The sequence below is a fragment of the Actinophytocola oryzae genome (assembly GCF_004364325.1).
Lineage (GTDB): Bacteria > Actinomycetota > Actinomycetes > Mycobacteriales > Pseudonocardiaceae > Actinophytocola > Actinophytocola oryzae.
This window is the reverse complement of sequence record NZ_SOCP01000009.1, coordinates 123673-140604: the sequence shown is the minus strand read 5'-3', so window position 1 is coordinate 140604 and position 16932 is coordinate 123673. Positions and strand designations below refer to the sequence as shown.

Genomic DNA, 16932 nt, shown 5'->3' with positions numbered 1-16932 from the left:
CACCGCTGTCGGCCACCGGTCGCGTCGCTGCGCCGGGCGGTCCCGTTCGCTACGCGCCCGCGTCGCGTGCCGGCCGTACGACGCCGCGCGCGTGTGCCCGCGTGCGCGCACGCGCTAGCGTGTGCCCCGATGGAAGCGGGTGAGCTGGTCGCCGAGCGGTACCGACTCGCGTCGGTCATCGGGCGTGGCGCCATGGGTGTGGTGTGGCTGGCCACCGACGAGCGGCTGGACCGCGAGGTCGCCGTCAAGCAGCTGCTGGTCGAGGACTCGCCGGACAGGGCCATGGCCGAGGCGACGCCCGAGCAGGCGACGGCGCTCGGGGTGCGGGAGGCACGCATCGCCGCGCGGCTGCGCCATCCGAACGCGATCACCGTGCACGACGTGGTGGCGCACGACGGCAGACCGTGCCTGGTCATGGAGTACCTGCGTTCCCAGCCGCTCGACGCGGTGATGGTCGCGCGTGGCGGGGCGCTGCCACCCACCGAGGCCGCCAGGATCGGCACGCAGATCGCCTCGGCGCTGGCGGCGGCGCACGCGGCGGGCATCGTGCACCGGGACGTCAAACCGGAGAACGTGCTCATCACCGAGGACGGCACGGCGAAGATCACCGACTTCGGCGTGTCCCGCGCGGTGGGCGTCGGCACCGTGACGACGACCGGGATCCTGGCGGGCACGCCCGCCTACCTGGCGCCGGAGGTCGCGGGCGGCGGGAAGGCGACGCCACGCTCGGACGTCTTCTCGTTGGGCGCCATGCTGTACGCGGCGATGGAGGGCCTGCCGCCGTTCGGCGTGGACGACAACCCGATCGCGCTGCTGCACCGGGTCGCGACGAGCCACGTCACGCCGCCGCAGCGGTCGGGCCACGTCACCGAGCTGGTGTTGTGGCTGCTGCGCAGGGATCCGACGCAGCGGCCGACGATGCGGGTGGCACACGAGGCACTCGCGACGGTCGCGGAGGGCAGGCCGTTCGACGTGCCCCGCGCGAGGGCCTCGACGACGATGCTGCCCGCACCCGCGCGCGGGAGGTCGCGGCGGGCGGCGGTGATCGGCGGCGCGGCCGTGGCACTGGTGGCGGTGGGTGCCGTGCTGGGCGCGCTGCTCACGAGCGGGGACTCGACCGCGGCCGCACCGCCGCCGACGACGTCACCGCCGACGACGACGATACCCACGCGGTCCACACAGCAGCCGCCGCCCGGCAGCCCGACCTGTGTGGCGAGCTACGACGTGGTCAACTCCTGGCCGAACGGCTACGAGGCGAGGGTGACCATCCGCAACGACGGGGATCGCGCCCTCGACGGCTGGACGGTCCGGTGGACGCTGCCCAGCGGGCACGACATCGACGGCCTGTGGGCAGGCGCCCTGACCCGCGACGGCACCGACGTGACCGTCCGCAACCTCGACTGGAACGTCACGATCCAGGCGGGCGCCGAGACCACGTTCGGCTTCACGGCCCGCGCGAACGGGGACGACCGGCCGAGGCCGGAGGTCAGCTGCGCACAGCGGTGACCCCCGGCCCACCGTCCACTCAGGACGTCGGCGGCTCGGTCGGCGGCGGGCCGCCCGGGCCTGTGCCGGGTGGGCCTCCTGGCCCGCCGCCAGGTGGTGGACCGCCGCCGAACCCGTCGTCGGCGCCGACGGCCGTGTCCGACAGGTCCAGCCCGATCGCGAAGTCCGCGACGTAGCCCCGGCCTCGACGCCTCGGGTGCAGGAGCATCTGGTCGCCCGCCCCGCCCGCCTGGTAGATGCCGTCCTCGGCGTTGGTCGTGTCCGGCGTCCCCTTGTCCGCGTACGGCTGCGCCGTCAGGTATTCGGCCTTGAACTCCTCGGTGAAGTAGAGCTGCGAGGTGAACTCGTACGGGTTGCCGTCGGTGCCGGTCGTCTGGACCTTGATGTGGAGGTGCACGGTCCGCCCCCGGTACCAGCCGGGGAGGACCGTGGTGAACCGGACGCGTCCCGCGCGGTCACCGGTCTGGTAGCCCCGCAGGAACTTGCGGCCGCTGGTGCCCTCCGACGCGATGTCGGAGTAGGCGCCGAGCGCGTCGCAGTGCCAGATGTCCACGACCGCGCCACGCAGCGGCGCGCACCGGCGGCCGTCGACCCGCAGCACCCGCAGACCGAGCGCGAGCGTCGTGCCTGCCGAGACCGACCCGTCCGAGGGGTCGGTGCGGATGTCGGAGCGGTTCAGCCCCTCGTCCACGAAGTACGGCCCCTCGGTCATCTCCGGCCTGACGACACAGTCGACGCAGTCGGCGGCCCTCGGCTCTGCCGAGGCGGCGCCTGCCGAGCCGGCGGCGGTCAGCGCCATTCCCGAGAGACCGAGAATCGCGATGGCCTGCCGCCGGCCCAGCACACGCCCGACGGGTTCGTCGTCGTTGTCCATGGTTGCCCTCACTGTCCGGGAACAGGTGAGCGCGGACCGTAACACCCGACCTTGTGTGGAACCTGTGCGTCAGCTGTGCGCTAACCCCTCAGGCGCACGACCTTCAGGCCCGGTGCGGCCATGATGTCCTTCTCGCAGAAGCGGGAGCGCACCCACCGGCTGTCGGAGAACAACGCGGTCTGGTCGGCGAAGTGCGCCGAACTCGGGTTCGCCGACTGCGAGTAGGTCAGCAGCGTCGCCGCGTCCGGGCACTGGCCGCCGGTGAAGGAGACCGCCTGGATGTGGCTGGAGCCGTGGACCACCTCCACGTCGCCCGCCGCCGGGTCCCACGTCGCCTGGATCGCGTTCAGCACACCCTGTGCGCCGTTCCCACCGTGGACGGGGATGCGGGTGCCGTTGCGGACGACGTAGTGGTTCTCGCCGAGCGGGGCGGCCGGGTCGACACCGGCGGCACGAAGCTCGGCGATGGCGTCGCCCAGTGCCTGTGCCACGGCCGGGTTGGCCGTGTCGAGCGTGTTCGGCGTGGCGACCGGGTCCGCCGGGTCGAACGGCACGAGCCACAGGCCCTGCGTGCCGCCTGCCTTCAGCCAGAACTGCTCGAACAGCAGGCCGCCACGGCTGTCGACCGTCATCGTCCTGTCCCAGCCGGACAGTGCGGTGCACGCGTTGCCGACCGGGACCGTGCCGCCCGACGACGTCGGCGCCTGGCCGTTCGGGAACGACGCGCACAGCTGTGCCGCCGCCGCGGCCGCCTGCTCACCCGACCAGCTGCGGTCGGCGAAGAGCAGGTTCTGCATGGCCTGCCGGGTGAACGAGCCGAGCCCTTCCTCGATCGCGGTGATGCCCATGCGGGTGCGCGGGCCGCGCTGCGTGCCGATGTCGCCGACGATGCGCGGGTAGTTCGTGATCGGCTGGTGCGGGTTGGACAACCACGCGCTGTCGTTGGAGTTCTCGACGTAGTCCGCGCGGTTCAGCAGCGGGAGCCGCTTCGGGCCGAAGATGCCGGGTACCGCAGCGTCCCGGTCGGTGCCCCACGCGCACTCCGCGCGGGTGCCGTCCAGGACCGGGATGCCCTCCGCCGGGAAGATCTGCTGCCCCAGCGGGGTGCTGCACGTCGCGGCCAGCTCGTCGGTCACGTGCGGGACGACCTGGATGTCGCTGAACAACGCGTGACCGGACCGGTCGGTCGCGATCGTGTTGACCCACGGCACGCCCTGGGTGCCGCGCAGCACGTCGGTGATCCCCTTGGTGTCGCGGGCCTGACCGAACCCGAACCAGGTGTTGAGGCCACGCAGGTTGTCCCGGTTGGCGTCGCGGATCGCGAACGCGGTCGTGGTCGTCCAGCCGGTGCCCGGGATGCCGAAGAGGTCCGCCAGCACCGGGCCGTAACGCGTGGAGTAGAGCGTGCGCTCGACGGTCCCGTCCTGGACCCGCACCCGCACCGTCCGGCTGGTCATCTTCTCGGCCTTCCCGTCGACGAGGTAGCTCGTCGGGTCACCGGGAACCAGGTTCACCTGGTAGAAGCCGAAGGTGGCCGCGGTGGACACGGTGTGGCTCCACGCCACGTCCTTGTTGAAGCCGATCTGCACCAGCGGCAGGCCGAGCAGGCTGCCGCCGCTCACGTCGAGCCTGCCGGGCACGGTCAGCTGCGACTGCCAGAACCGGCGCCCGCCCTGCCACGGGAAGTGCGGGTTGCCGAGCAGCAGGCCGCGTCCGTTGGCCGTGCCGTCCGAGCCGACGGCGATGGCGTTGCTGCCCATGTCCCGGCCCTCGAGCGCCTCGCGGACCTTCGCGACCGCGTCGGCGGGCGCGGCGGCCGCCGCCGGGGTCGCCGCCGTCGCCGGGGCGGCCGTGGCGATCGAGTCCATGGCCTGCGCGGCACCCGCGTAGGTGAACACGGCGTAGAAGTGGCGGTAGACGTCCTTCTCGGAGATCGGCCTCACCCACTCCGCGCCGCGGCAGGCCGGGTCGGTGATCCGTCCCTCGCGGACGAAACGGTTGTAGCCCGCCGCGTACCCCCGGATGATGTCGCGCACCTCGCGCCTCGGCCCGACCGGTGCCTGCTGCGCGACCAGGTGGTCGACGATCCTCGAGTCGTTGACCTGCTGGAAGTACAGGTCGCTGTCCAGGTTGGTCCTGGCGGGACCGTAGTCGAAGTCCGACGGTGTGTCCGCGCCGAAGTACCTCGACCGCTGCGCGTTCACCGTGACGTACATCTTCGCCAGCAGGCAGACGTTGTCGGTGGCGGCGGCGTAGCCGTACCCGTAGCCGAGACCGCCGAAGTCCTTCGCCGTGATGTGCGGGATCCCGTACTCGGTGTACCGGATGTCGGCCGCGTACCCGTGACGCGGCTCGGCCGCCCCCGGTACCGCGGAAACAGTGGTGAATATCGTGGCGACGGCGACGAGCGCCGCGCCCCAGTGGATGCCCCTTCGCATGAGGACTCTTCTTACCCGATCATGACCGGGACCGGCTCAGGGACAAACCCTGAACCGGTGTGCGGGTGTCAGGGCTGGTAGGCGGGCGTGAAGGACACCGGGAGACGGGTCAGACCTCTGGTCCAGACCGACGACCGCCACTCGAGGTCGCCCGCGAGGACCAGGTCCGGCAGGCGGTCGACGAGGACCTCGATGCTGGTCTTCGCGATGATCTCCGCGATCTCGGGCGCGGGGTAGGGACAGCCGTGCTCGCCGTGGCCGAAGGACATCATCGCCCGGTTGCCCGACGCACCCTCGGCGGGACGCACGTGCGGGTCGGCGTTCGCGGCGGCCAGGCCGAGCACCAGCAGGTCGCCCGCGCGGATGCGCTGGCCGCCCAGGCGGGTGTCGCGGGTGGCTATGCGCCCGAGGTAGTTCTGGGTCGGCGTGTCGTGCCACAGGACCTCGCTCAGCGCGTCGCCGACGCTGGCCCTGCCGCCGGACAGCGTGATCGCGAAGCGCTCGTCGGTCAGCATCAGCGCGACCGTGTTGCCGATCCAGTTGGTCGTCTGCCCGTGTGCCTGCAGCATCACCAGCAGCAGGTCGGCCAGGATCTCCTCGTCGCCGAGGTTCGCCGGGTTGGTCAGCAGGTGCGACGGCACGTCCGAGCCGGGAGTCACGCGCTTGCGTTCGAGCAGCGCGAGCATCTCCTCCTCCATCCGGCCGTACGCGGTCATCTGGTCGGCCAGCGACGAGTTCATCGCGGCCATCACGTCGTCGACCAGCATGCGTGTCTGCGCCTGGGGCACCCCGCACATCAGCGCGGCGGCACTCAGCGGGATCCGCGACGCGTACTGGCTCATCAGCTCGGCCTCGCCCGCGCCCGCGAAGCGGTCGATCATCTGGTCGGCGATGCGCTCGCACTGGCTCGCCAGCTCGAACTGGTCGACCGACTCCAGTGCCTCGGACAGCGCCCCGGCCCGCCGCTGGTGCTCCGGCCCCTCGGTGAACATGACCGACGGGTTGTGCACCAGGTGCGGCAGCAGCGGCCAGTCGTCCGGCACCGTCTCCCACGCGTTCCACCGCCGGGTGTCCCGCGCGAACAGCGTCGAGTCCGTCGTGACCTGGTGCAGCTCCCGGTACCCGCACACGAACCACGCCGGGATGTCGCCCTCCAGCAGCACCGGCGCCACGGGCCCGTGCTTGTCGCGCAGCTGCGCGTACACCTCGGCCGGGTCCGTGCGGTACCGGTCCCCGTACAGGGGAACGGCGTCGGTACGGCGCGCGACCTCGGTCATGACGGGACGGCCTCTCTGGCGGTGCTGAGGGCGTGAAGATGGTCGACCAGTGCGATCAGCACCTTCTTCGCCGAGTCGCGGTCCCGGGCGTCGCAGTCGACGAGCGGCACCTCCGAGGGCAGCGACAGCGCGTCGCGCACGGCCTCGATGCTGTGCTCGGTGCCGGGGAAGTTGTTGCGTGCCACGATGAACGGCGTCCCGTGGTGTTCGAGGCGGTCGATGGCGTACCACGAGTCGGCCAGGCGCCTGGTGTCCACGAGGACGACCGCGCCGAGCGTGCCGGAGAACAGCCGGTCCCACAGGAACCAGAAACGCTCCTGGCCCGGCGCGCCGAACAGGTACAGCACCATCTCCTCGTCGAGGCTGATGCGCCCGAAGTCGAACGCGACGGTCGTGGTCGTCTTGCCCTCGACCGCGCCCGTGTTGTCGATGCCGAGGCCCGCCTGGGTCATCGTCTCCTCGGTGGACAGCGGCCGGATCTCGCTGACCGAGCGGACCATGGTCGTCTTGCCGACCCCGAAGCCGCCGACGATCACGATCTTCAGTCCCTCACGGGCCGTCTCGGCCAGTGGCGTGCGGGACTCAGAGGTTGTGGAGTCCAACGAGCACCTTCCTCAGGATCGCGGCGTCCGGCAGCGACGTACGAGCGCGCGTCGACGACGACGGGTGGCGGGCGGTGACCTTGTTGGCACGCAGGAGGTCGGACAGCAAGATCTTCACGACGCCGACGGGCATGCCCAGTTCGGCGGAGATCTCCACCACCGCGATCGGGGTCCGGCACATGCGCAGGATCCTGACGTGCTCGGACTGCATGCCCGTCCCCGGCTCCGCGGTGCCGATGATCAGCGTGACGAGGTCGAGGTCCGGTTCGTCGGCCTGGCTTCGCCCGCCCGTGACGGTGTAGAGCCGGTCTGGCCCCTCGTTGTCGAGCCCTCTGCGGATCATGCTCACCTGGTCCGTTCCGGCCGCCGGGGCGGCGCGATCAGGAACGCGCCGATCTGCTCGACCAGTTCGTTCATCCGGTGACCGATCAGGCCGACGTCGGCCTCCTCGTTCGCGAGCACGGCCAGGTGGGCGCCCTCACCGGCCTCGACGATGAACAGGATGCCGCCGTGGAACTCGGTCATCGAGTGCCGCACCCCGCCGGTGCCGTCGCCGAACTCGACGGAGGCGCCCTGCGAGAGCGCCTGCACGCCGGCGGCGATGGCGGAGAGCTGGTCGGCCTTGTCGACGGACAGCCCCGCGGTGTGGCAGAGCTTCAGCCCGTCCCTGGACAGCACCAGCGCATGCGTGGCGCCCGCGGTCTGCTCCACCAGGCTCTCCAGCATCCAGGTGAGGTTGGCGTCGGTCGCCATCGTCATAAGGTGTCGTCCTCTCCAGCAGTCTCGTCGGGCGTTGTGGATCGGCGGCCCTGCTGGAAAGCGCTGAAGCGCGCGCCGATGTCGGTCCGTTTCTCGGTGCGTTTCCTCGGTGTGCGGCCCGCCTCCGTGGCGCGCACCGCGGCGGCGAGTGTCTCACCGCGCGGGCGCTTGGGCAGTTCGGTGATCTCCGCGGTGTCGTCGTCGGCCGCGGCGGGGGCGGCGTCGAGCACGGCCGTGGTCGTCGCGTTCGTCGTGGCCGTCTCCCCCGCCGCCGACCGGACGGTGTCCGCGGTCCGTGGCGCGGCCGGGGGCGGCTCCTCCTCCCGGGGGTGGATCACCAGCTGCTGCGGGATCCGCAGGACGACGCCGGTGCCGCCGCGCGAGGACGGCCGGAAGTACACCTGGAGCCTGTGCTTGCGTGCCAACGAACCCACGACCACGAGGCCGAGCCGGGTGCCCGGCACCTTCGCGAGGTCGAGCGGCTCCCTGGTCGACACGGCCGCCTCGGCGCGGGCGAGTGCCTGGGGCTTCATGCCGAGCCCGCCGTCCTCGATGGTGACCACGACGCCGGTGTTCAGCTCCTCGACGTAGACGTGCACCTCCTCGGACGGGGCCGAGAAGCGGGTCGCGTTGTCCATCAGCTCGGCGAGGGCGTGCATCACGTCCTCCGCTGCGTACCCGACGACCGCCGCCCCGCTGCTCGAGTGGACCTGGACCCGTTGGTAGGCCTGGATCCTGCCCATGGCGCCGCGCAGGACGCTCTCCATCACGATCGGCCTCGTCCAGCGGCGGCCGGAGCGTGCGCCGGTGAGGACGGCGATGCTGTCGGCGAGGCGGCCGGTCTGCGCGGTGGCGTGGTCGAGCTTGAGCAGGTCGCCGAGGACGTTCTCGGCGTGGCGGCCCTCCATCTCGCGCAGGTCGGCCAACATGCTCGTGGCCATGGCCTGCACCCGGCCCGCGGCGTTCGCGCACGCCGCCATCGCCGCCGACCGCTGCCGCTCGCTGACGCCCACCTCCCGCACCGCCGCGTTGAGCACGCCCCTCGGCACGTCGGCGGCCTCCGGGCCCAATTCGGCGAGCACCGTGTCCGCGGAGGCGCCGTCGCGGATGCGGCGCGCGGCACCGGGGAGGACCTCGTCGACCAGCCGCGCGAGCCCGGTCTCCAGCCTGCGCAGCCGGGCGGTGGTCCGACCTGCCCGGATGGCGCGGTGGGTCGAGAAGGCGAGCGCGATGCACAGCCCGAGCGCCAGCGCGCCAGCGGACGACGCCACGACGAGGCGGTCCTCGGTGTCGACCTGGAAGGTCACCCACAGCGTCACCCCGGCGGTGACCGCCATGGCGACGAGGAGGTAGAGCAGCACGTCGGTCATCGACCGGTGCTCTGGGGGGACGGGCTCTCGAGGTGGCATATCAGTCCTCACGCTGGGCGGCGCACCGGAACGCAAGTAGGCAAGATACTGGAACGTCCGAACGCCGGAGCCAGTTCGACCAAACGGACCTCGAATCCACGCCGTGCTCTGGCAGGATCGAAACCCGTGCCGCTTCCCTCTCCGCCAGGACCGACGAACCTGGTCAGGACGATGCTGACCTACCCGAAGGCGCCGCTGGCGTACCTCACCAACGTGGTGGACACCTACGGCGACGTCTCGTCGTTCCGCCTCGCCACCACCAGGGTCACGCTGCTGCGCCACCCGCACCACATCCGGCGGGTGCTGCAACAGAAGTCGGCGACCTACACGCGCGACTCCATGGCGTACAAGATGACCCGCAACTTCTTCGGCCGAGGTCTCGCGACCGTCGAGGGCGGTGAGGAGTGGCGGTCCATGCGGCGGATGATGCAGCCGTCCTTCCACTACCAGCGCGTCGCGTCGATGACCGAGCACATGCTCGCCGTGATCCGCGCCCGCATCGAACGCTGGGCGCAGCCTGCCGCCAACGGCGAGGTCATCGACGCCGCCGAGGAGATGCGCAGCCTGACGCTGCGGGTCGTGGCACGTGCGTTGTTCGCGCTGGAGGAAGGCGAGGTGTGCGACCGGTTCGCCGCCGCCATCGAGACCGTCGACCACCAGCTCGGCGAGTGGGTGCGGTTCCCGCTGCTGCCGCTGTCCGTGCCGACCGCGGGCCACCGGCGGTACTGGGCGAGCCGCGAGATCGCCGAGGAGATCATCGACTACGTGATCATGCAGCACCTGACCGACCAGGTGGACCGCGGTGACCTCCTGTCGATGCTGATCATGACGCAGGACGAGGAGACCGGCGCCCGCCTGACCGACGAGCAGCTGCGCGACCAGGTCATGATCATGCTGTGGGCCGGGCACGAGACGAGCGCCAACGTGCTCACGTGGGCGTGGTACCGGCTCGGCCGCCACCCCGAGATCCAGCAGCGGGTGCTGCGCGAGGTCGACGACCAGCTGGAGGGCAGGGCGCCGACCCTCGCCGACTGCGCCAAGCTGACCTACACCCGCTCGGTGCTCGACGAGACGATGCGGATGTACCCGCAGGCGTGGCTGGGTTCCCGGCGTGCGCAGGAGGACGACGAGATCGGCGGCTTCCGCGTCCCGGCGGGCACGGAGATCTTCTTCAGCGCCTACCACGCGCACCGGCACCCGGAGTTCTGGGACGAGCCCGACGAGTTCCGCCCGGAGCGGTTCACGGCCGAGGAGGCCGCGAAACGCGACCGCGCCGCGTTCTTCCCGTTCGGGTCGGGCCCACACCTGTGCATCGGCAACCAGTTCGCGCTGACCGAGATGCTGCTCGTCGTCGCGAGCACCATGCAGCGGTACCGCATCGAGCTGGAGTCCCGGGAGCCGGTCGAACCGAGACCGCTGCTGACGCTCGGTCCGGACAAGCCGGTCCGCGTCCGCCTGACCCCACGCGGCCGCCCGCTCTAGTCCACCGCACTGAAGGACGCCTTCCTTGCGCCCAGCGTCACGAAGGCGTCCTTCAGTGCGTTCCGGTCGGGCCGCGCAGCGCGCCGCCGAGTGCCGAGGCCACCATCTTCCGCACGGCCTCCGGTGTCGGCGGCGTGCCGGTGCGGTCGGCGAAGAGCAGGTGCGCGGACCCGACGAGCATGGGCCCCAGGAACTGGGGGTCCGCGTTCTCCCTGACCCGCCCCAGCTCGCGCTCGGCGCCGAGGTAGTCGGTGATCATCTCCGCGGCGTCGGTCAGCACCGGGACACCCGCGGGCCACGCGTCACGCAGGCGTGCCCGCAGCCCGTCCCGGAAGGTCACGAGCGGCACGATCGCCACCGCGACCGACCCGAACACGGCCACGACCGCCTCGGCGATGTTGTCCACGACCGAGCCGGTGCCCGCCGACTCCCGCAGCGCGCCCGCGTCCAACCGGTTCACGCGGTCGAGCACGAACTCCGCGAGGAAGGCGTCGAAGTCGGCGAAGTGCCGGTGCAGCACGCCTTTCGCGACGTCCGCCTCCTCGGTGACCGCGCGGCTGGTCAGACCGCTCGGGCCGTCCCGGAGCAGCACCCGCTCGGCCGCGTCGAACAGCTGCCTGCGCACGTCACGAAGGGCCACACCGGTTGGCACGCGCTCTCTCCTTGCGTAATGGGCGCTTGCCCACTTAAGGTGGGCGCATGCCCACTCTAGAACCACACCAGTACCGACGCATAGCCGAGTCCTTCGGCACCGACGCACAACGCTACGACCGCGCCCGTCCCGCCTACCCGGCGGAGCTGATCGACCGCATCGTGGCCACCAGTCCCGGCGGTGACGTCCTCGACGTCGGCTGCGGCACCGGCATCGCGGCACGCCAGCTCCAGGCGGCGGGCGCCACGGTGCTGGGCCTGGAACCGGACCCGCGGATGGCCGGGGTCGCACGCGAGACGGGCGTGGCGGTCGAGGTGTCGACTTTCGAGGACTGGGACCCGGCGGGTCGCACGTTCGACGCGGTGGTGGCCGCGCAGGCATGGCACTGGGTGGACCCGGTGGCCGGCGCGGCGAAGGTGTTGTCGACCCTGCGTCCCGGCGGCCTGTTCGCGGCGTTCTGGCACGTGTTCATGCCACCCGCGGAGATCCAGAGCGCCACCGCGACGGCGCTTCGCCGCGCCGTGCCCGACTCCCCCTTCAACCTCGACGGCGTGAAGCAGGACGCGAACCCCTACCAGCCGCTGATCACCTCGACCGGCGAGAGGCTCGCCGCCACGGGCGCCTTCGGCGAGCCGCGGACGTGGCGGTTCGAGGTGGAGCGGACCTCCACCCGCGACCAGTGGTTGGACCTCATGCCCACCCTGGGCCCCCTCACCCGCGTCCCGCCGGAGCGGCTCGACCCGATCCTCACCGACGTCGGCGCCGCGATCGACGCGATGGGCGGCTCGTTCACCACACGCTTCACCACCGTGGGCGTCGCGATCACCCGCGCCTGACCCAGGACACGCCTCGTCGCCCGCCCGGTCAGTGGATCTCCGATTGGGAGCGCTCCCAGAATCCAGACCTTTCGCCCGGCTGTCAAGCCGTGTCCAACACCCTCCGCGATCACTGCCGGTAGACCCGTCAATTACCGAAAGTTCCAACCAACCGGCCAGGTGAGAGATCGGATGACCCAAGATCGCCAGTGCGAACTTAACTGTTCATCGTGGGTGAGAGGCTGTACACACGGCGTTAACACACGTTAGACTCCGATTCTGGGAGCGCTCCCAGAGCGCCCGCTCAACGTTGAGCGAGAGGAACTGCGATGAGGCTCAGAATCAAACCGACATTCAGAAGGGTGCGCAGCGGTCGCCGTATCACGGCCGCGGCCGTGTCGTTCGTCGTGATGGCCACGACGTTCGTCATGACCTTGGGCGCCTCCCCGGCCAGTGCGGCGACCGCCTGCCGGATCGACTACTCGGCCAGCAACTGGGGTGGCGGCGGCTTCAGCGCCAACGTCACCGTCAACAACCTCGGTGACGCCCTCTCCAACTGGACGCTCACCTTCGCCTTCCCCAGCACGAGCCAGCGAGTCAGCCAGGGCTGGAACGCGAACTGGACCCAGTCCAGCGCGAACGTGACCGCGACGAGCATGTCCTACAACGGCTCGCTCGCCACCGGCGCGTCCGTCCAGATCGGCTTCAACGGCACCTACACGGGCAGCAGCAACCCGGCGCCGACGAGCTTCTCGCTCAACGGCGTCGCGTGCACCGGCCAGCCCCCCGGCGAGGACCCCGAGGACCCGGGCGAGAACCCGGAGACACCGGCCGACCGGGTCAACAACCCGTACGCGGGCGCGGGCGTCTACGTGAACCCGGACTGGGCCGCGAAGGCACGTGCAGAGTCCGGCGGCAGCCGCATCGCCAACCAGCCCACCGGGGTGTGGATGGACCGGATCGCCGCGATCGCGGGCACGACCGGTGCCCGCGGCCTCGCCTCGCACCTCGACGGTGCGGTGCAGCAGGACGCCGCGAACGGCTCGACGCCGATGGTGTTCCAGGTCGTCATCTACAACCTGCCCGGTCGCGACTGTGCCGCGCTGGCCTCCAACGGCGAGCTCGGCCCCGGTGACCTCTCCAGGTACAAGTCCGAGTACATCGACGCGATCGCCGCGATCCTCGCCAGGCCGGCCTACGCCAACCTGCGGATCGTCACGGTCATCGAGATCGACTCGCTGCCGAACCTGATCACCAACGTCGCGCCGCGCGAGACGGCGACGGCCCAGTGCGACACGATGAAGTCGAACGGCAACTACGTCAACGGTGTCGGCTACGCGCTGAACAAGCTCGGCGACGTGCCGAACGTCTACAACTACATCGACGCGGGCCACCACGGCTGGATCGGCTGGGACGACAACCTCCAGCCGACGATCGACATCACCTGCCAGGCCGCGCGGGCACAGGGCGCGACCCCGGCCGACGTGTGGGGCTTCATCACCAACACCGCCAACTACAGCGCGCTGCGCGAGCCGTTCTTCACCGCGAACACCACGGTGGGCGGCAGGGTGCTGCGTGAGGTGTCCGGTGGCTGGGTCGACTGGAACCGCTACGTCGACGAGCTCTCCTTCGCGCAGGACTTCCGCACGAAGGCGGCCTCGTGCTTCGGCTCGAACATCGGCATGCTGATCGACACCTCGCGCAACGGCTGGGGCGGCTCCGCCCGGCCCACCGCCGCGAGCACGTCGACCGACCCGATCACCTTCATGAACCAGTCGCGGATCGACCGCCGCATCCACCTCGGCAACTGGTGCAACCAGTCCGGGGCAGGCCTCGGCGAGCGCCCGAGGTCGGCGCCCGCGACCGGGATCGACGCGTACGTGTGGATCAAGCCGCCGGGCGAGTCCGACGGCTCCAGCTCGCAGATCCCGAACGACGAGGGCAAGGGCTTCGACCGGATGTGCGACCCGACGTACACCGGCAACCCGCGCAACCAGAACAACATGTCCGGCGCGCTGCCCAACGCACCGCTGTCCGGTCACTGGTTCTCCGCCCAGTTCCAGCAGCTCATGCAGAACGCCTACCCGGCGCTGTGAGCGACAGCTGAGAGAGACCGCCCGCCTTCGCACGGCCCCGCGCCGCGCGAAGGCGGGCGGCGCTCCCCCCGCATCAATCCGATCGATCATCGGAGTTAGGTCATGAGACTCAGACGTCGTCTGGGAGCGCTCCCAGCGTGTCTCGCACTCGTCGTGCCACTGGCCATCCCGGCCAGCGCCGACGTCCTCTCCATTCAGGCCGTGAGCTGCTCGGTGGACTACAGCGCGAGCAACTGGGGTGGTGGCGGCTTCTCGGCCAACCTCACCCTGCACAACCTCGGCGACCCCATCACGAGCTGGTCCCTCACCTTCACCTTCCCCGGCACCCAGCGGATCTCCCAGGGCTGGAACGCGAACTGGACCCAGGCGTCCGGCAGCGCGACCGTGACCGCGACGAACATGTCCTACAACGGCACCCTGGCGACCAACGGGTCGACGGGGATCGGCTTCAACGGCACCTACACGGGCAGCACCAACGCGAGCCCGACCAACTTCGCCGTCAACGGCACCCTGTGCACCGGCGCGAACACCGGCCCGACGGTGAGCCTGACCTCGCCGGCGAACGGCGCGACCTACACGGCCGGCGCGAACGTGCCACTCGCCGCGACGGCCGCCGACTCCGACGGCTCGGTCGCACGGGTGGAGTTCTACGCGGGCAGCACGCTGCTCGGGACCGACACCTCCAGCCCGTACACGGGCACGTGGAGCAACGTGGCAGCGGGCAACTACGTGGTGGTGGCCCGCGCCTACGACAACTCGGGAGCCTTCACCAACTCGGCACCCGCCGACGTGACGGTGGGCGCCAACACGGGTCCGTCGGTCGTCGCGACCCCGACCGCGGTCACCGTGGCCGAGGGCGGCAGCGCGACGGTGTCACTGCGCCTGTCCGCGCAACCGTCCTCAAGCGTGACGGTGACGACGGCACGCACGAGCGGCGACACCGACCTGACCGTCGGCACGGGCGCGACGCGCACGTTCACCACGTCGAACTGGAACACCGCGCAGACCGTGACGCTGAACGCGGCGGAGGACACCGACAGTGCCGCGGGCACCGCCACGTTCACCGCGAGCGCGACCGGCCAGACCTCGGCGACGATCACCGCCACCGAGGGCGACAACGACCTGTCGAGCTACGCGCAACGGTTCATGGACCTGTACAACAAGATCAAGAATCCGGCGAACGGCTACTTCTCCAGCCACAACCCGCCGATTCCCTACCACTCCGTGGAAACGCTGATCGTCGAGGCACCGGACTACGGGCACGTGACGACGTCCGAGGCGTTCAGCTACTGGCTCTGGCTCGAGGCGCAGTACGGGCAGGCGACCCAGGACTGGTCCAGGTTCAACACCGCCTGGACGTCCATGGAGACCAACATCATCCCGACGCACGCCGACCAGCCGACCAACTCCGCGTACAACCCGAACGACACGGCGACGTACGCGCCGGAGCAGGACACCCCGAACCAGTACCCGGTTCCGTTGGACGCCAACGTGTCCACCGGCAACGACCCGCTGGCGAGCGAGCTGTCCAGCGCCTACGGCACGAGTGACATCTACGGCATGCACTGGTTGCTCGACGTGGACAACCGCTACGGCTACGGTCGCCGCGGCGACCGCACCGGCAGCCCCTCCTACATCAACACCTTCCAGCGCGGCCCGCAGGAGTCGGTGTGGGAGACGGTGCCGCAGCCGTCGTGGGAGCCGTTCAACTCCGGGCAGGGTGGCCCGAACGGGTTCCTGCCGCTGTACATCCAGGACTCCCAGTACGCACGGCAGTGGCGCTACACGAACGCGCCCGACGCCGACGCGCGTGCCGTGCAGGCGGCCTACTGGGCCAACGTCTGGGCGACACAGCAGGGCAAGCAGGCCGACGTCGCGTCCACCATGGCCAAGGCGGCCAAGATGGGTGACTACCTGCGGTACGCGTTCTACGACAAGTACTTCAAGCAGGTCGGCAACTGCGTCGGTCCGACCACCTGCCCGGCGGGCAGCGGGAAGAACAGTTCGACCGGCCTGCTCACGTGGTACTACGCGTGGGGTGGTGCGACCGAGGGCGGCTGGGCGTGGCGCATCGGCTCCGGTCAGGCGCACTTCGGCTACCAGAACCCGCTCGCCGCGTACGCGCTGGCGAACGTGCCCGCACTGAAGCCGCAGTCGCCGAGCGCGCAGGCCGACTGGTCCGCGAGCCTGACCAGGCAGCTGGAGTTCTACCGGTGGCTGCAGTCCGCCGAGGGCGGCATCGCCGGTGGCGCGACCAACAGCTGGGCGGGCCGCTACGCGACCCCGCCGTCCGGGTCGTCGACGTTCTACGGCATGTACTACGACGTCCAGCCCGTCTACCACGACCCGCCGAGCAACCAGTGGTTCGGCATGCAGGTGTGGTCGATGGAGCGCGTCGCCGAGTTGTACAACCAGACCGGCAACGCCGCGGCCAAGGCCGTGCTGGACAAGTGGGTGCCGTGGGCGCTCGCGAACACGACGGCGAACCCGTCGGCGGGCACCTGGGCCGTCCCGAGCGACCTGTCGTGGTCGGGCGCACCGGCCACGTGGAACCCGTCGAACCCGGCCGCCAACACCAACCTGCACGTCACGGTCACCAGCCGTGGGCAGGATGTCGGCGTCACCGCGGCGCTGGTGAAGACCCTGGCGCACTACGCGTCCGAGTCCGGCAACACGGCCGCTCGCGACATGGCGAAGAACCTCCTCGACGCCATGTGGGCCACGCCGAACCAGGACACGCGCGGCATCTCGACCGTCGAGTCCCGGGCCGACTACAACCGGTTCGACGACCCCGTCTACGTGCCGAGCAACTTCACCGGCACCATGTCGAACGGCGACCCGATCAACTCGTCGTCGACGTTCGTCGGCCTCCGGTCCTGGTACAAGCAGGACCCGGCGTGGTCCTCGGTCCAGTCCTATCTCAACGGTGGCTCCGCACCCACGTTCCGGTACCACCGGTTCTGGGCGCAGGCCGACGTCGCGATGGCCATGGCCGAGTACGGCAGGCTCTTTCCCTGATGAG

General features: G+C 70.7%; 13 protein-coding genes. 5 read left to right on the top strand and 8 right to left on the bottom strand.

The genetic code is table 11. The annotated features are described in order from the left end of the window. Nucleotides 1-129: 129 nt before the first annotated feature. Nucleotides 130-1506: a protein kinase domain-containing protein gene (locus tag CLV71_RS24335; RefSeq protein ID WP_133905168.1), complete on the top strand. Its 1377-nt coding sequence runs from the start codon at nucleotides 130-132 to the stop codon at nucleotides 1504-1506. A 19-nt stretch (nucleotides 1507-1525) separates the two neighbouring features. On the opposite strand, the gene CLV71_RS24330 is transcribed toward CLV71_RS24335, so the two are convergent. The 7 genes from CLV71_RS24330 to CLV71_RS24300 all read right to left on the bottom strand — a co-directional run bounded on the left by CLV71_RS24330 (nucleotide 1526) and on the right by CLV71_RS24300 (nucleotide 8826). After that, nucleotides 1526-2380, bottom strand: coding sequence for a dioxygenase family protein (locus CLV71_RS24330; protein ID WP_133905167.1), 855 nt, complete (start codon nucleotides 2378-2380; stop codon nucleotides 1526-1528). Between the two features lie 80 nt (nucleotides 2381-2460). After that, entirely contained in the window at nucleotides 2461-4818 is a 2358-nt protein-coding gene (locus CLV71_RS24325; protein ID WP_133905166.1) for a penicillin acylase family protein, read from the bottom strand. A 68-nt stretch (nucleotides 4819-4886) separates the two neighbouring features. Then, on the bottom strand, nucleotides 4887-6095 hold the full coding sequence (locus CLV71_RS24320; protein WP_133905165.1) for a cytochrome P450: 1209 nt from the start codon (nucleotides 6093-6095) through the stop codon (nucleotides 4887-4889). Then, nucleotides 6092-6697 (bottom strand): GTP-binding protein, encoded by a 606-nt coding sequence (locus CLV71_RS24315; protein ID WP_133905164.1) that lies wholly within the window; start codon nucleotides 6695-6697, stop codon nucleotides 6092-6094. Before CLV71_RS24315 ends, CLV71_RS24320 begins: the two co-directional genes overlap by 4 nt. After that, entirely contained in the window at nucleotides 6678-7040 is a 363-nt protein-coding gene (locus CLV71_RS24310; protein ID WP_133905163.1) for a DUF742 domain-containing protein, read from the bottom strand. Before CLV71_RS24310 ends, CLV71_RS24315 begins: the two co-directional genes overlap by 20 nt. A 2-nt stretch (nucleotides 7041-7042) precedes the next feature. Next, nucleotides 7043-7450, bottom strand: coding sequence for a roadblock/LC7 domain-containing protein (locus tag CLV71_RS24305; RefSeq protein ID WP_424923904.1), 408 nt, complete (start codon nucleotides 7448-7450; stop codon nucleotides 7043-7045). Between the two features lie 2 nt (nucleotides 7451-7452). Continuing rightward, entirely contained in the window at nucleotides 7453-8826 is a 1374-nt protein-coding gene (locus CLV71_RS24300; RefSeq protein ID WP_243866679.1) for a sensor histidine kinase, read from the bottom strand. Between the two features lie 165 nt (nucleotides 8827-8991). Here CLV71_RS24300 and CLV71_RS24295 point away from each other — a divergent pair, with 165 nt between their 5' ends. Further along, a complete protein-coding gene (locus CLV71_RS24295; RefSeq protein ID WP_133905161.1) occupies nucleotides 8992-10347 on the top strand; it encodes a cytochrome P450 in 1356 nt (451 codons plus the stop codon). Between the two features lie 52 nt (nucleotides 10348-10399). On the opposite strand, the gene CLV71_RS24290 is transcribed toward CLV71_RS24295, so the two are convergent. Beyond that, nucleotides 10400-10999 carry a TetR family transcriptional regulator gene (locus CLV71_RS24290; RefSeq protein WP_133905160.1) on the bottom strand — a complete coding sequence of 200 codons (600 nt, stop codon included), beginning with the start codon at nucleotides 10997-10999 and terminating at the stop codon, nucleotides 10400-10402. Nucleotides 11000-11046: 47 nt separating this feature from the next. On the opposite strand from CLV71_RS24290, the gene CLV71_RS24285 reads away from it, so the two are divergent. From CLV71_RS24285 to CLV71_RS24275, 3 genes are all read left to right on the top strand, one after another. Next, complete coding sequence (locus tag CLV71_RS24285) at nucleotides 11047-11835, top strand: class I SAM-dependent methyltransferase (RefSeq protein ID WP_133905159.1); 789 nt, start codon at nucleotides 11047-11049, stop codon at nucleotides 11833-11835. Between the two features lie 341 nt (nucleotides 11836-12176). Then, nucleotides 12177-13910, top strand: coding sequence for a glycoside hydrolase family 6 protein (locus CLV71_RS24280; protein WP_279588750.1), 1734 nt, complete (start codon nucleotides 12177-12179; stop codon nucleotides 13908-13910). Between the two features lie 102 nt (nucleotides 13911-14012). Continuing rightward, the gene (locus CLV71_RS24275; RefSeq protein ID WP_133905158.1) at nucleotides 14013-16928 is read left to right on the top strand and encodes a glycoside hydrolase family 48 protein; all 2916 of its coding nucleotides are present in this window, start codon (nucleotides 14013-14015) and stop codon (nucleotides 16926-16928) included. Nucleotides 16929-16932: the final 4 nt, after the last annotated feature.